This is a genomic window from Nocardiopsis lambiniae, assembly GCF_031845465.1.
Classification (GTDB): Bacteria; Actinomycetota; Actinomycetes; order Streptosporangiales; family Streptosporangiaceae; genus Nocardiopsis; species Nocardiopsis lambiniae.
This window is the reverse complement of sequence record NZ_JAVREP010000013.1, coordinates 31606-45516: the sequence shown is the minus strand read 5'-3', so window position 1 is coordinate 45516 and position 13911 is coordinate 31606. Positions and strand designations below refer to the sequence as shown.

Below are 13911 nucleotides of genomic sequence, written 5' to 3'. Positions count from 1 at the left end.
CCATGCAGATCCTACCGTCTGTGATCACCCGACGACCCCGGGCGGTGGAACCGGGCGCACCGCTACCGGACCCCGGTGTCCGTCACTCCCCCATCACACCACCGCGCGACCCCCGCCGGCGGTGTCACCGACCCCCGGAAGGCCCCTTCTCACCCGATTCTCACCGACTTAACCCTGGCTTTGACCAGCAGGAAGAGAGAACGGGCCGCCCCCGTGAGGGGACGGCCCGCCGACGATGTCCGAGGTCCCCCGGGATCACCCCCGAGGTCCCCTCTCAGCGGGACCTGACGCCCGCCGCGAGCTCCTCGGCGAAGGACGTCACCGCGATCAGCCCCGTCTCCAGGTCCGGCGCGTCCAACACCCGCTGGCAGAAACCGGCACCGACGATGACCCCGTCGGCGTAGGAGGCCACCTCCGCGGCCTGCACCCCCGTGGAGATGCCCAGCCCCACACAGATCGGCAGACCCGAATCACGGGTCACCTCCCGGGTGCGCCGCACCAGCCCGGCGGCGGTGTCGGCGACCTGGGTGCGGGTACCGGTGACGCCCATGAGCGAGGCCGCGTACACGAACCCGCCACAGGCCCGGGTGGTCAGCTCCAACCGCCGGTCGGTGGAGGAGGGCGCGACCAGGAAGATCCGGTCCAGACCCGCGGCGTCGGTGGCCACCGTCCACTCCCCCGCCTCCTCCGGGATGAGGTCGGGGGTGATGACCCCGGCCCCGCCCGCCTTGGCCAGTTCGCCCGCGAACCGCTCCACCCCGTAGCGCTCGATGGGGTTCCAGTAGGACATGACCACGGCCGCGGCACCGGTGGCGGCGGTCGCCTCGACCACACGGAACACGTCGTCGGTGGTGGTCCCGGCCGCCAGGGCGACATCGGCGGCGCGCTGAATGGTGGGGCCGTCCATCATCGGGTCGGAGTAGGGCAGGCCCACCTCGATGACGTCGCAACCGCCGGCGACCATGGCCTCGATGACCTTGATGGAGGACTCCACGTCGGGGAAACCGGCGGGGAGGTAGCCGATGAGGGCGGCCCGGCCCTGGTCGCGGGCCTCGGCGAGCTTGCTCTGAAGGGTCGTCACGGTCATCACGCCTCGTCCTTCGCGTCGATCAGGCCGAAGTAGGCGGCCGCGGTGTCGACGTCCTTGTCACCGCGCCCGGAGAGGTTGACGAGGATGACGGCGTCGGGTCCGAGCCGCTCCCCCAGTGTGCGGGCGCCGGCCAGCGCGTGGGCGCTCTCGATGGCCGGGATGATGCCCTCGGTGCGGCACAGCAGCCGGAAGGACTCCATGGCCTCGGCGTCGGTGATCGCCTCGTAGTGTGCCCGGCCGGTGTCGGCGAGATGGGCGTGCTCGGGACCCACCGCCGGGTAGTCGAGGCCGGCGGAGATGGAGTGGCTGGGCAGGGTCTGCCCGTACTCGTCCTGGAGGACGAAGGTGCGGGCCCCGTGGAACACGCCGGGGCTTCCCGAGCTGATGGAGGCGGCGGTGCGGGGGGTGTCGGCGCCGTCGCCGCCGGCCTCGAACCCGTACAGGGCGACCGACGCGTCGGGGATGAACGCGGCGAAGATCGCCATCGCGTTGGAGCCGCCGCCCACGCACGCGGCGACGGCGTCGGGCAGTCGGCCGATCCGCTCCAGGACCTGCTCACGGGCCTCCGCGCCGACGACGAAGTGCAGGTCGCGGACCAGCTTCGGGAAGGGGTGGGGGCCGGCGACGGTGCCGAACAGGTAGTGGGTGCGGTCGACGTTGGCGACCCAGTCCCGGAACGCCTCGTTGATGGCGTCCTTGAGGGTGCGGCTGCCGATGGTGACGGGGACGACCTCGGCGCCGAGCATGCGCATACGGGCGACGTTGAGCGCCTGGCGGCGGGTGTCCTCCTCCCCCATGTAGATGACGCACTCCAGACCCATGAGGGCGCAGGCGGTGGCGGTCGCCACGCCGTGCTGTCCCGCGCCGGTCTCGGCGATCACCCGGGTCTTGCCCATGCGCTTGGTGAGCAGGGCCTGGCCGAGCACGTTGTTGATCTTGTGCGACCCGGTGTGGTTGAGGTCCTCGCGCTTGAGCAGGACCCGGGCGCCGCCGCAGTGCTCGGAGAAGTTACGGGCCTCGGTGAGGGCACTGGGGCGCCCCGTGTAGTCCTTGAGGAGTCCGGCGAGTTCGGCCTGGAAGTCGGGGTCCTGACGGGCTTTCTCCCATGCGGTCTCGACCTCGTCGAGGGCGGCGATGAGCGCCTCGGGGGCGAAGCGACCGCCGAAGCGGCCGTAATGCCCGCGCGCGTCGGGCAGGTGCGGATCGTGGTTCATGGGACGTGTCCTTCGGATGCTGGGTCGACGGCCCACCCCGGGCGTGCGCCGCGAGGAGGTGCGCGCGTCGGCCGGACCTGCGCCGCGGGTGACGGTCTCGGAGCCCGCGGCGCGTTTCTGACGTGGGTCAACGCGGCGACGGGAACCCGCGGGCGCGCGTGGTGCGCGGCGGGTTCCCTAGAGCCATCGCCATCGACGGCCGGTACGGGCCGTGATGGCGGTGTGCGCCGTCGTTCCCCCCATGGAGCCGTCCGTCCCCTAGTTCCGGTCCCGCAGAGCGGGGTGCGCTCCGGCGGTCACCAGGTCGGCGACGGCCTCGCGCGGGTTGCGACCGCGCACCAGGCTCTCACCGACCAGGACGGCTCCGGCGCCGGCACCGGCGTAGGCCAGCAGGTCGTGCGGCCCGCGGATGCCGGACTCGGCGATCTTGACGATGTCGGAGGGGATGCGGGGGGCGAGCCGGGCGAAGGTGTCCCGGTCGACCTCCAGGGTCTTGAGGTTGCGGGCGTTGACACCGATGACGGTGGCGCCGGCGTCGAGGGCGCGGTCGACCTCGTCCTCGTCGTGGACCTCCACCAGCGGCATGAGTCCCAGGGATCGGGCCCGCTCCACCAGGGAGACCAGGGCCTCCTGGGGCAGGGCCGCGACGATGAGCAGGATGGCGGAGGCGCCGAAGGCGCGGGCCTCCCACAGCTGGTAGGAGCTGACCACGAAGTCCTTGCGCAGCAGCGGCGTCTCGACGGCGCGGGCGACGGCGCGCAGGTCGGCGAGGCTGCCGTTGAAGCGGCGCTGTTCGGTGAGGACGCTGATGAGGGCGGCGCCGCCGGCCTCGTAGTCGCGGGCCAGTGCGGCGGGGTCGGCGATGGTCGCCAGGGGGCCCTTGGAGGGGCTGGCCCGCTTGACCTCGGCGATGACGTGGACGCCGGGGCGGCGCAGTGCGGCTTCGGCGTCCTTGGGGGTGGGCGCCGACGCGGCCTGTTCCTTGAGCCGGTCCAGGGGCAGTGCCTCCTGGCGTTCGGCCAGGTCGGCGCGTACTCCGTCGAGGATCTCGTCGAGCACGCTCACTGGTTACCGCTCCCTATCGTCGTGGCCGGTCGCGGCGCTCGCCGGGACGCGGGCCGCGGGCGCCGCCGGTGGAGACCGTCGTCGCGCCGTGTGGGCTCATCGTATCGACACCGGGGGGCGGGGACGCCGTCGCCCCCGCGCACACGGCGTGTGGCGGGGGCCGATGGCGGGGGCCGATGGCGGGGGCGGCTACATGCCGGCGACCATCGCTCCGCCGACGATGACCACGAGGACGATGTAGAGGGCCACGAGAATGAAGCCGATCAGGCCGATGATGCCGGTGATCTTGGCGATCTTGGCCGCGTCCTGGGCGCCCGAGTGGTCCCCGGCCTCCCACTTGTTCTTCGACTGGAGGGCGAAGATGATGCCGATGATGCCGGCGACGGTGCAGCCGAAGAGGCCGAGGATGTTGAGGCCGAGGTAGTTCTTCGGCTGTTCGGCGGGCATGTTCATGGGGGACCGTTTCTCGTCAGGTGTCCGACCGGGGCGGTCGGCTCTCCGATAAGCGAGATTAGAGGTCCCTGATGACGAAACGGTAGCGAGTCGGTGGTGATCCGGGGGCGCCCCGCCGGCCGCGATGGAGTGGCCGAGGGGCTCACCCGTCAGTAGTAGTAGGGATCGCTGGTGGCCGTGCCGAGCATGGCGAATCCGATGACCATGAGCACGACGTAGAGCACCACGAACAGGAGGGCGAGGATGAACCCGACCAGGCCGATGATGCCCATGATCTTGGCGACCTTGGCCGATTCCTCGGCGCCCGTGTAGTCCCCGGCCTGCCATTTGCTGTTGACCTGGAGCGCGAAGATGAGGCCGATGATGCCGATGACCGTGCAGCCGAAGATGCCCAGGATGTTGTGGACGAGGTAGTTCTTCGGCGGGCCGGAGGGGGGCGGCGGGCCGCCGAAACCACCGGGAGGGGGGCCGTAACCCCCGGGGGGCGGGCCATAGCCGCCGGAGGGCGGACCGTAACCGCCGGAGGGTGGGTAGCTCATGGTGCGGGCCTTTCGGTACGTGGACTCGGTGGACGCCCCGGGTCACCAGCCGGGGAACAGCGGTGTCCCGGGGGCGAGGAAGGAGAACCAGGGGAGGTTGCGGGCCACCCAGAAGCCCGTGACGGTCACGGTGAGGGTCCACAGGAACCAGGAGGGCGTGGGCCGGGGCGGTCTCCGGGGCGGGCGGATCGTGGAGGCGACCCACTGGACGTACGACCACAGGATGTAGGGGACGAGCAGGGTCAGCAGGGGGTTCATGCTGATCGCGCCGAGGACGTCCCCCTGGGTGGTGAGCGCGATGGCGCGCATGGTCCCGCAGCCCGGGCAGAAGGTGCCGGTCATCAGCAGCCAGGGGCAGGTGGGGTAGTTGCCCGGCTCGTTGGGATCCACGAAGTGGAGGAGGGTGGCGCCCGCCAGGGCGATCGCACCGGCGCTCAACGGCCAGACGGGCGGGGGGACCCGGTGCAGCCTGCGCAGGATCCGCTGTCCGAGGGGAAGGGGCGCGTGCTCGGCCGGACCGGGGGTCCCGGGCCGGTGGTCGCTCTGTTCGGGCTGCACGTGAACCAGCTTAAGGGTCGATGGGGTGGAAAAGGGTTCTGCCCCCGGACGCCGTCCGGCGTCCGGGGGCAGAGGGCCCTACCGGCGTCCGTCAGTAGGTGGTGGTGGACGCCGTCATGGCGGCACCGAAGAGCACGAACATCAGGATGTAGAAGACGATGATGAGGCCCCACATGATGCCCGCGGAGATGAAGGCCCACTTGGTCCACTTCTTCGCCTGGGCCTGGGCCTCCAGCGCGCCGGCCTGGTCACCGCGGTTCCACAGGTCGTTGACCTTGGTCGCGTTGATGAGGGCCGGGATGGCGAACGGCCAGCAGCAGAAGATGGCGACGATGGCCCAGGTGAGGCCGTTGTCCGGCGGGGTGGAGCCGGGGGGCGGGCCGTAACCGCCACCGGGCGGACCGTATCCGGGAGGACCGGCGGGGGGCGGGGGACCATAGCTCATGAGAACAACTTTCCAGAACGTGGACAAGGGTTGCGGAACGCGGCGTGTGGCAGGGCACGCGGACCGACATGGGCCAAGGTCGGTTCACCGGTGCGTTCACGCCGCGGACGAATACGCATGTTGCCAGACCGCGGGGGCGGACCACCAGTCGATACGCACGGCGGTCACGGCCGGTGGAGGTGAATCTACCCGCCCCATGGGACCTTCGTCCATTTTCCGTTACTCAGTCGTTGTGAGCTGCGGATTCGCCGGTTCTGTCCGGATGTGGCCGCGAGATCCCATGGGCGGGTCCCCCGAGAGGCGGAAAAGGTCTAGGCGACGGCCTTCTTGTTGGCCGCCTCCCACTCCTCACGGGTCGGCGGCACCGGGCGCGGCTCCTTGCGGCCCAGGCCCGCCTTCTTCATCACACCGGCGACGACCGCCAGCACGACGCTGGCGACCAGGCCGACGACGACCCAGGTGATGAGGTCGCCACCGAAGATGATGGCCACGGCCGCGACGGACCAGGCGACGATCCAGGAAACGGTGAGGAACCAGGCGGAGACGGTGTTGCCGTGGTCGTCGTGGTGTTCATCAGCGGACATCAGGGCTTCTCCTTCGAGTCGGCCGACCGGGCGGTCGGCTGTGCGGGTGCGGTGCCGTCCCCGGTGGCGGCACGTCCCGCGGGCTGCGCGGGGGCCGTGTCGCCACCGGGGGCGTCGAGTGTGGGGTCGTCACCGGCGTCGAGAGATCTCCACAGGTCGGCGGGTGTCGAGGTGTGGTCCGCGCGCGGTGCGGCGTCCCGATCGTACCGGTTCCCCATACCGGGCCATGAGGGGGCGCGCACCAGCGCGAGGACCCCCACCAGGAAGAGCAGGACGGCACCCGCCGCAGCCATGGCGGGGCCGACGACGATGAGGTCGGGCACCCCGTCGGCCCGGGCCGCGCCGACGGAGGCGGCGTCGTCGACGGCGGCGGTGAGCGCCTCCGGGCGCACGGCGCCGACGATGGCGATGAGGCTGTGGACACCGCCCAAGGCCAGGAGGGCGCCGATGAGGCGCCGGAACCGTCCGCGGGCGGCGTGGAGCGCGGCGATCCCGGCCAGACCGGCCCAGCCGATACCGCTCGGGACGCCGGTGAGGTCCGCGCCGGTGACCTCGACCGGGGCGGCGGAGACCGGCCCGGCGGCGGTGAGGTCGCCGGTGGCCCACACACGCCCGGCCGAGGCGAGCAGGAGCGCGGCGCCGACGACCAGACCGACGACGGCGATCCCGTATTCGCGGCGGGCCCGGGGCGTGGGAGAGGTCACAGCAGCCGTCCCGCGTCGAAGCAGGTGCGGTCACCGGTGTGGCAGGCGGCCCCGGTCTGTTCGACGCGGAGCAGCAGGGTGTCGCCGTCACAGTCGAGTGCGACCGACACCACACGCTGGGTGTTGCCGGAGGTGGCCCCCTTGACCCAGTACTCGCCGCGACTGCGCGACCAATAGGTGGCGGTCCCGGTGGTGAGGGTGCGGTGCAGCGCCTCGTCGTCCATCCAGGCGAGCATGAGGACCTCGCCCGTGTCGTGCTGCTGCACGACGGCGGGGACGAGACCGTCCTCGGTGCGCTTGAGTCGGGCGGCGATGGCCGGATCGAGGCTGGTGACACTCATGCCCTCCAGGTTATGGGCGGCCGTCGGGCCCGCGTCACCGGGGCGCTCTCCCCGGGAGGTTAGAGTGCGTGCGCGAGGCCGCCGCCCGGGGCGGCCCGATCAGGACGATGTGGGGGTCTGCCGTGACCGCAGAGGCGCTGGCCGCCGACCTGGCGGGGATGCCCGCCGCCTTGACCGCGCTCGCCGACCGCTTTCCGCGCCGGGACCCCTACGCGGCGTTGCCGGCGTTGCTCGACGACGAGCCGGCGGCGGTGCGCCTCCTGGGGATCGGGGCGGCCCGGGGCGTGTGCGAGGTCGCGGCGGCCCGGTTGCGGCTGGCGGGGATCGGCGCGTTCGCGGACTCCTCGGCGTCGGCGCAGGAGCCGCCCGCCGGGTCGGAGACCCTGGTGGTGGGCGTGAGCCTGGGCGGAGGCCAGCGCGAGCTGTGCACGGCCCTGGACCGGTACGTGGGCCGTTCCCCGGTGGTGGTGCTGGCGGCGGACGCCGACGCGGTGGTGGCGCGGTACGCGGACCTGCTGGTCCCCCTGCACGCCGGCGCGGAGGCGGCGGGGCTGGGATGCCGCGCCTACCAGCACGCGTTGGCGCTGGCGTTGCTCCTGGGGCACCGGCTGGGGGCGCCGGTACTGGGGAGCAGCCGGACCCTGCCGGGGTTGTTGCGGCGGACGGCCAACGCGGTGCAGGCGTTGACGTCGTCGGCGCCCACGTGGGTTCCGGAGGCCGCCGAGACGTTGACGTCATCGCACGGTGTGCACCTGGTGGCGCCGGCCGAGCGGACGGTGTCGGCCGTGCAGGGCGCGCAGTTGCTGCGCAAGGGCCCGGTGATGGTGGCGCGGACCTGCGAGACCGGGGAGTGGTCGCACACCGACCGGTACATGGCGGCCCGGACGGACTATCGGGCGTTGCTGTTCGCCGGTTCCACCTACGACGAACGGTTCTCCGAACACCTGGGGCAGCTGCGGGGCCGGTTCGTGGCGGTGGGCCCCACCCCCGGCCGCGAACGCGTGCCGGGGGCGGAGCTGACGGTGCGCTACCCGGGCGACACCGACCCGGACGTCTCCCTCATGGCCGAGACCGTGGTCCCGGGCCTGCTGGCGGCCCACTGGTGGGGTTCGCCGGGTCGGTGAACGCGGCCCCTCACGCCGAGGAGCGCACCCAGGAGGCGTACAGGTCGGCGTAGACGCCCGGCCGGGCGACCAGTTCGGTGTGGGAACCGCTCTGGACGATGCGCCCGTCGTCGAACACCAGGACGCGGTCGGCGGCCTCGGCGGTGGACAGGCGGTGCGCGATGGCCACGGAGGTACGACCCCGGGTGAGCCGGTCCAGAGCGCGCTGGATGCGCATCTCGGTGTGCGGGTCGACGGCGGAGGTCGCCTCGTCCAGGACCAACAGGTCGGGGTCGGCGACATAGGCGCGGATGAGCGCGACGAGCTGGCGCTCGCCCGCCGACAGGGACTCACCGCGCTGGCCCACCGGGGTGTCCAGACCGTGGGCGAGGCTGTCGAGCCACTCCGCGAGACCCAGGTCGGTGATGGCGGCCTCCAGTTCGACGTCGGTGCTCTCGGGGCGGGCGAAGCGGATGTTGTCGCCCAGGGAGCTGTCGAAGAGGAAGCCCTCCTGCGGGACCATGACGACGCGTCCGCGCAGTGAGGAGAACGCGACGTCGCGCAGGTCGACCCCGTCCAGCAGGACGGTGCCGTGCTCGGGGTCCATCAGACGGGTGAGGAGCTTGACGAAGGTGGTCTTGCCCGAACCCGTCTCCCCCACCACGGCGAGCCGGGTGCCGGGGGCGATCTCCACGGACACGTCGTCCAGGACGACGGGGCCGTCGGGGTAGGAGTAGCTCACACGGTCGAAGTCGACCCGGACGGGTCCGCGCGGCAGGACCCGGCCGGCCTCGCCGGGGTCGGCGATGTCGGGGACGGTGTCCAGGACGCCCAGCACCCGACGCCAACCGGCGATGGCGTTCTGGGCCTCGTTGAAGATCTCGGTGGCCATCATCATCGGCTGGATGAACAGGGTCATCAGGAACAGGAACGCGATGAGGCGGCCGGCGGTGAGGTCGCCGTCCAGGCCCAGCCACACACCGATGAGGACGACCGCGGTGTTGCCCACCGCGGAGACGATCTCGGCGAACGGGGAGACCGCCACGGACAGGCGCTGGGCGCGCACCTGGGCGCGCCGGGTGGCCAGGACGGACCTGTCGATACGGTCGGCGGTGCGCTCCTCGGTGCCGTGGGCACGGATGACGGCGGCGCCCATGACCGTCTCGCCGATGACACCGAGCATGTCGCCGGTGCGCTCGCGGACCTTCAGGTAGGCCTTCGACAGGAGCCTTTGGAGCCAGCGCACACCGAACAGCAGCGGCAGGAAGCAGACCCACACGACGATGGTGAGCTGCCAGGAGTACACCGCCATGAGGGTGGTGGCGACGAGGAGCTGCCCGGTGCTGACGATGAGGAGGATGCCTCCCCACTGCATGAACGTGCTGATCTGGTCGACGTCGCTGGTGACGCGGGAGACCAGGGCGCCCTTGCGCTCGCTGTTCTGGGTGAGGACGGACAGGTCGTGGACGTGCCGGAAGGCCTTGCGCCGCAGGGTCGCCAGCCCCGACTCGGTGGCCTTGTACAGGCGCACGTTCATCAGGTACGAGCAGACCATGGTGCAGGCGAGCAGGGCGGCGCAGACGCCGACCATCCGGGCGACGAACCCGAGGTCGGGGCCGCCCTCGGTGACGAGGCCGTTGTCGATGATCTGTTGGACGGCGACGGGCACGACGACCTTGCCGACGGTCGCGACGACCGCGAACACCAGGGTCAGCCACAGCCCCTTGGCGAACTCCGGGGACAGGCGCAGGCCGCGGCGGAGGGTGTCCATGGCCGAGCCGGTGGACCGGTGCAGGGACACCGGGGAATCGGCGCGCGTCGGCGCGTCGCTCCCGTCGACGGTGGGTTCACCACGGTCCCGGGTGCGGGTGGGCGCGCTCATCGGCTCGTCTCCTCGGTGAGGTCGTCGCCGCGGACCGCGGCTCGGCGGGTGGGGTCGACGGGGGCGGGGCCCTCCGGGAGGGGGGCGCGCTCGGCGTCGTTCTCGGCGGAGGCGCGCTCGTAGGCGGTCACGAGCCTGTTATAGCCGGGGGAGGTCTCCAGGAGGTCGGCGTGGGCGCCGCGGGCCAGGACACGCCCCTGTTCGAGGTAGACGACCTCGTCGGCGAGTTCGATGGTGGCGCGCCGGTAGGCGACGACGACCACGGTGGCGGCGGCGTCGCGTTCGCGCAGGCCGGCGAGGATCTGGGCTTCGATCTGGGGGTCCACGGCGGAGGTGGCGTCGTCCATGATGAGCAGCCGGGGGCGCCGGACCACGGCGCGGGCCAGGGCGAGACGCTGACGTTGGCCGCCGGAGAGGGTGGTGCCCTTCTCCCCCAGGGGCGCGTCGAGGCCGCCGTCGAGTTCGGCGACGAACCCGTCGGCGCGGGCCAGCCGCAGGGCGGCCCACACCCGCTCGTCGTCGATGTCCTCGCCCAGGGTGACGTTGCCGCGGACGCTGTCCTCGAACACGAAGGTGCTCTGGGGGACGAGTGCGGCGTGGCGGGGGATCTGGTCGCGGGCCAGGTCGCGCACGTCGACGCCGTCGTAGGAGACCGTCCCGGCGTCGGGGTCGACCAGACGCATGAGGACGGTGGTGAGCGTGGACTTGCCCGAACCGGTGGGGCCGACGAGGGCGACGGTGCGGCCGGGGGCGATGTCCAGGTCGACGCCGCCGAGGACGACGGTGCGGGGCCCGCCCTCGTGGTCGTCCATGAGGTCGCGGCCGTCGGTGTCGTAGGAGTCGGCGTAGGAGAAGACGACGTCGCGGACGCTCAGGGCGATGCCCGTGGGGCTGTCGGCGAGGACGCGGTCGCCGTGCTCCATGGAGCCCTCCGAACGCAGGACGGACTGGACCCGGTCCCAGCCCACGACGCTGCGGGGCAGATCGCCCAGGATCCAGCCGAAGGAGCGGATGGGCAGGGACAGCAGGGTGAACAGGAAGGCGATCTGGACGAGGTCGCCGGGTTCGATGTCCCCGGTGGACAGCCGCCACATGCCCAGGAGGAGGACGGCCAGGACGCCGAAGTTGGGCAGGGCCTCCATGACGGGGTCGAACATGGAACGCAACCGACCGACCTGGATGAGGGCGTCGCGCAGGCGGTGGGCGGATTCGGTGAAGCGTTCGGTCTCGGTGTCCTCGCGGCCGAGGGTCTTGACGACGAGGGCGCCGTCGAAGGACTCGTGGGCGACACCGCTGACCTCGGCGCGCAGCGCCTGGGCGCGGGAGGCCATGGGTGAGACGCGGCGCTGGAAGATGACGTTGGCCAGGACCAGGACGGGGAAGACGACGAAGGCGACCAGGGCCAGGACGGGGTCGGTGACGAGCATCGCGACGGCGGCGATGACGAGCATGAAGACGCTGCCCACGGCCATGGGCAGGGGTGCCAGGGGCTGCCAGGCCGCCTCCACGTCGGCGTTGGCGTTGGAGAGGAGCCGTCCCGTGGGGTGGCGGTGGTGCCAGGCCAGGGGCAGTTCGAGGTACTTGCGGGCGACGGAGCGGCGGTAACGGGCCTGGAGGCGGAACTGCATGAGGGCCGCGAGCATGCGGCGCAGGGCGATGCCGATCGCCTTGCCCAGACCGACGGCCATGAGCAGGGCGGCGGCCGCGACGAGGGCCCCGGTGGTGGTGGCCCCCTGGGCGAAGGCCGGGATGATGGTGGCATCGGTGAGGTGTCCGAGGACGGAGGCCGAACCGACGGTGACGGCCGCGTGCAGCACGGCACCGAGGACGGCGACGGTGAAGATCCACGGTTCGGTGCGGGCGGCGACCCACAGCACCCTCATGCCCCGGCCGAACACCCCTCTGTGCGCGGTGTCGGGTGAGGCGTCGGCTTCCTCCTCCGTGTGCGTTCCCGCTGTTGCCGTGCCCTGCGCCATACGCGTCCCGTTCTCCTGGGTCCTGTGCGCGGCCGGGCGCGTGCTCCTCGTGGGAGGGTTCCCGGCGCGGATCGACGATGGCGCCCCGCGTCCTTTCGGGCATGCCGAAGGGCACGGGGCGCGTGTCGTGCCAACCTATCCAGCGGCACCGACAGGTTCCACCGGATTGTTTCAGCGTCGGGCGGATCGGTGCTATTCCGTCCAGGAGACGATGGAACGGGACGGTGCGCGGGCCCGGGAGGAGGGGCGGGCGCCCGCGGAGACGGGACCTCCGGCGGCCCCGATGACCGGCCGGGGCACGGAGGGCGCGGTCGACGACGCCGGTGTCACCGGTTCCACTCGTGTCGGAATGCCACCCGTCGGGCCGACCACGGCGCGGGGGATCCGTGTCCGCGGCCCGTTCCCGGAACGGGCCGCGGACGGGTCGTGGTCAGCGGACGGTGTGGCCCGCTCCGCGCAGGCTCTCCTTCACGTCGGCGATGGTGAACTCGCCGAAGTGGAACACCGTGGCGGCCAGGACCGCGTCGGCGCCCGCGTCGACGGCCGGGGCGAAGTGCTCGACCGCGCCCGCCCCGCCGGAGGCGATGAGCGGAACCCCCACCCGGGCCCGCACCGCGCGGATCAGTTCCAGGTCGAAGCCGCGCTTGGTGCCGTCGGCGTCCATCGAGTTGAGGAGGATCTCCCCCGCGCCCAGCTCGGCGGCGCGTTCGCACCAGTCCAGGGCGTCGACGCCGGTGCCCCGGCGACCGCCGTGCGTGGTCACCTCGAACCCGCTGGGGGTGAGGGCGTCGCCCTCGCGGACCCGGCGGACGTCCGCCGAGAGCACCAGGACCTGGCGGCCGAACCGCTCGGCGATCTCACGGATGAGTTCGGGGCGGGCGATCGCCGCGGTGTTGACGCCCACCTTGTCGGCCCCGGCGCGCAGCAACCGGTCGACGTCCTCGGTGGTGCGCACGCCGCCGCCGACGGTGAGCGGGATGAACACCTGGTCGGCGGTGCGGCGCACCACGTCGTAGGTGGTCTCCCGGTCACCGCTGGAAGCGGTGACGTCCAGGAAGGTGAGTTCGTCGGCGCCGCCGGCGTCATAGGTGCCGGCGAGTTCGACGGGGTCCCCCGCGTCGCGCAGGTTCTCGAAGTTGACCCCCTTGACCACCCGGCCGGCGTCGACGTCCAGGCAGGGGATGACACGGACCGCGAGACTCACCGGGCGGCCTCCGCGACGGTCGCCAGGGCGTCCTCCAGGGTGAACGCGCCCTCGTACAGGGCGGTGCCCATGATGGCGCCCTCCACACCCAGCGGGACCAGCGCGGCGATGGCGCGCAGGTCGGCCAGGCTGGAGACGCCGCCGCTGGCCACGACGGGCTTGTCGGTGCGCTCGCACACGGTGCGCAGCAGGTCGAGGTTGGGGCCCTTGAGGGTGCCGTCCTTGTTGACGTCGGTGACGACGTAGCGGGCGCAACCCTCCGACTCCAGGCGCGCCAGGGTCTCGAAGAGGTCGCCGCCGTCACGGGTCCAGCCGCGCGCGGCCAGGGTGGTGCCGCGCACGTCCAGGCCGATGGCGATCTTGTCGCCGTGTTCGGCGATGATCTTCGCGCACCACTCGGGGTTCTCCAGGGCGGCGGTGCCGATGTTGACCCGGGTACAGCCCGTGGCCAGGGCCGCGGCCAGCGACTCGTCGTCGCGGATGCCGCCGGACATCTCGACCTTGACGTCGAGGCGGCCGACGATGTCGCGCAGCAGGTCGCGGTTGTGGCCGCGGCCGAAGGCGGCGTCCAGGTCCACCAGGTGGATCCACTCGGCGCCGGCCTCCTGCCAGGCCGTCGCGGCCTTGAAGGGGTCGCCGTACTGTCCGCCCGACCCGGCCTTGCCCTGGACGAGTTGGACGGCCTGGCCGCCGGCGACGTCCACGGCGGGCAGGAGTTCGAGTGCGGGCGGGTTGGTCTCGCCGGTCATGGGG

The 13911-nt window shown here is 72.3% G+C and carries 15 protein-coding genes; 1 reads left to right on the top strand and 14 read right to left on the bottom strand.

Annotation, left to right across the window (positions count from 1 at the left end; all coding sequences use genetic code 11):
* Positions 1-274: 274 nt before the first annotated feature.
* The 10 genes from trpA to hisI form a co-directional block, all read right to left on the bottom strand.
* Positions 275-1087: a tryptophan synthase subunit alpha gene (gene trpA / locus RM479_RS18860; RefSeq protein WP_311513041.1), complete on the bottom strand. Its 813-nt coding sequence runs from the start codon at positions 1085-1087 to the stop codon at positions 275-277.
* Positions 1087-2304 carry a tryptophan synthase subunit beta gene (trpB, locus tag RM479_RS18855; protein ID WP_311513040.1) on the bottom strand — a complete coding sequence of 406 codons (1218 nt, stop codon included), beginning with the start codon at positions 2302-2304 and terminating at the stop codon, positions 1087-1089. The genes trpA and trpB overlap by 1 nt, the downstream gene beginning before the upstream one ends.
* Positions 2305-2562: 258 nt before the next feature.
* A complete protein-coding gene (gene trpC, locus RM479_RS18850) occupies positions 2563-3369 on the bottom strand; it encodes an indole-3-glycerol phosphate synthase TrpC (RefSeq protein ID WP_274807865.1) in 807 nt (268 codons plus the stop codon).
* Positions 3370-3558: 189 nt separating this feature from the next.
* The gene (locus RM479_RS18845; RefSeq protein ID WP_311513039.1) at positions 3559-3822 is read right to left on the bottom strand and encodes a CD225/dispanin family protein; all 264 of its coding nucleotides are present in this window, start codon (positions 3820-3822) and stop codon (positions 3559-3561) included.
* Between the two features lie 149 nt (positions 3823-3971).
* Positions 3972-4361 carry a CD225/dispanin family protein gene (locus RM479_RS18840; RefSeq protein ID WP_311513038.1) on the bottom strand — a complete coding sequence of 130 codons (390 nt, stop codon included), beginning with the start codon at positions 4359-4361 and terminating at the stop codon, positions 3972-3974.
* Positions 4362-4403: 42 nt separating this feature from the next.
* Positions 4404-4919, bottom strand: coding sequence for a DUF2752 domain-containing protein (locus RM479_RS18835; RefSeq protein ID WP_397222566.1), 516 nt, complete (start codon positions 4917-4919; stop codon positions 4404-4406).
* 91 nt (positions 4920-5010) lie between these two features.
* Complete coding sequence (locus RM479_RS18830) at positions 5011-5364, bottom strand: CD225/dispanin family protein (RefSeq protein WP_311513037.1); 354 nt, start codon at positions 5362-5364, stop codon at positions 5011-5013.
* Between the two features lie 311 nt (positions 5365-5675).
* Positions 5676-5948: an HGxxPAAW family protein gene (locus RM479_RS18825; RefSeq protein WP_274807860.1), complete on the bottom strand. Its 273-nt coding sequence runs from the start codon at positions 5946-5948 to the stop codon at positions 5676-5678.
* Complete coding sequence (locus RM479_RS18820; RefSeq protein WP_311513036.1) at positions 5948-6652, bottom strand: Trp biosynthesis-associated membrane protein; 705 nt, start codon at positions 6650-6652, stop codon at positions 5948-5950. Before RM479_RS18820 ends, RM479_RS18825 begins: the two co-directional genes overlap by 1 nt.
* Positions 6649-6993 (bottom strand): phosphoribosyl-AMP cyclohydrolase, encoded by a 345-nt coding sequence (gene hisI / locus RM479_RS18815; protein WP_311513035.1) that lies wholly within the window; start codon positions 6991-6993, stop codon positions 6649-6651. The genes RM479_RS18820 and hisI overlap by 4 nt, the downstream gene beginning before the upstream one ends.
* 122 nt (positions 6994-7115) lie before the next feature.
* Here hisI and RM479_RS18810 point away from each other — a divergent pair, with 122 nt between their 5' ends.
* Positions 7116-8117, top strand: a complete 1002-nt coding sequence (locus RM479_RS18810) for a sugar isomerase (RefSeq protein WP_311513034.1) — start codon at positions 7116-7118, stop codon at positions 8115-8117.
* 10 nt (positions 8118-8127) lie between these two features.
* On the opposite strand, the gene RM479_RS18805 is transcribed toward RM479_RS18810, so the two are convergent.
* The 4 genes from RM479_RS18805 to priA all read right to left on the bottom strand — a co-directional run bounded on the left by RM479_RS18805 (position 8128) and on the right by priA (position 13907).
* Positions 8128-9978 (bottom strand): ABC transporter ATP-binding protein, encoded by a 1851-nt coding sequence (locus tag RM479_RS18805; protein WP_311513033.1) that lies wholly within the window; start codon positions 9976-9978, stop codon positions 8128-8130.
* On the bottom strand, positions 9975-11954 hold the full coding sequence (locus tag RM479_RS18800; RefSeq protein WP_397222562.1) for an ABC transporter ATP-binding protein: 1980 nt from the start codon (positions 11952-11954) through the stop codon (positions 9975-9977). Before RM479_RS18800 ends, RM479_RS18805 begins: the two co-directional genes overlap by 4 nt.
* A gap of 430 nt (positions 11955-12384) precedes the next feature.
* Positions 12385-13158, bottom strand: a complete 774-nt coding sequence (gene hisF / locus RM479_RS18795) for an imidazole glycerol phosphate synthase subunit HisF (protein ID WP_311513032.1) — start codon at positions 13156-13158, stop codon at positions 12385-12387.
* On the bottom strand, positions 13155-13907 hold the full coding sequence (gene priA / locus RM479_RS18790) for a bifunctional 1-(5-phosphoribosyl)-5-((5-phosphoribosylamino)methylideneamino)imidazole-4-carboxamide isomerase/phosphoribosylanthranilate isomerase PriA (protein ID WP_311513031.1): 753 nt from the start codon (positions 13905-13907) through the stop codon (positions 13155-13157). The genes hisF and priA overlap by 4 nt, the downstream gene beginning before the upstream one ends.
* Positions 13908-13911 lie beyond the last annotated feature (4 nt).

Bases quoted from the DNA above. Each gene is read 5' to 3' on its own strand.
- trpB (WP_311513040.1), bottom strand. From the start codon at position 2,304: ATGAACCACGATCCGCACCTGCCCGACGCGCGCGGGCATTACGGCCGC.
- RM479_RS18845 (WP_311513039.1), bottom strand. From the start codon at position 3,822: ATGAACATGCCCGCCGAACAGCCGAAGAACTACCTCGGCCTCAACATC.
- priA (WP_311513031.1), bottom strand. From the start codon at position 13,907: ATGACCGGCGAGACCAACCCGCCCGCACTCGAACTCCTGCCCGCCGTG.
- RM479_RS18830 (WP_311513037.1), bottom strand. From the start codon at position 5,364: ATGAGCTATGGTCCCCCGCCCCCCGCCGGTCCTCCCGGATACGGTCCG.
- RM479_RS18800 (WP_397222562.1), bottom strand. From the start codon at position 11,954: ATGGCGCAGGGCACGGCAACAGCGGGAACGCACACGGAGGAGGAAGCC.
- RM479_RS18840 (WP_311513038.1), bottom strand. From the start codon at position 4,361: ATGAGCTACCCACCCTCCGGCGGTTACGGTCCGCCCTCCGGCGGCTAT.
- trpA (WP_311513041.1), bottom strand. From the start codon at position 1,087: ATGACCGTGACGACCCTTCAGAGCAAGCTCGCCGAGGCCCGCGACCAG.
- RM479_RS18825 (WP_274807860.1), bottom strand. From the start codon at position 5,948: ATGTCCGCTGATGAACACCACGACGACCACGGCAACACCGTCTCCGCC.
- RM479_RS18805 (WP_311513033.1), bottom strand. From the start codon at position 9,978: ATGAGCGCGCCCACCCGCACCCGGGACCGTGGTGAACCCACCGTCGAC.
- hisI (WP_311513035.1), bottom strand. From the start codon at position 6,993: ATGAGTGTCACCAGCCTCGATCCGGCCATCGCCGCCCGACTCAAGCGC.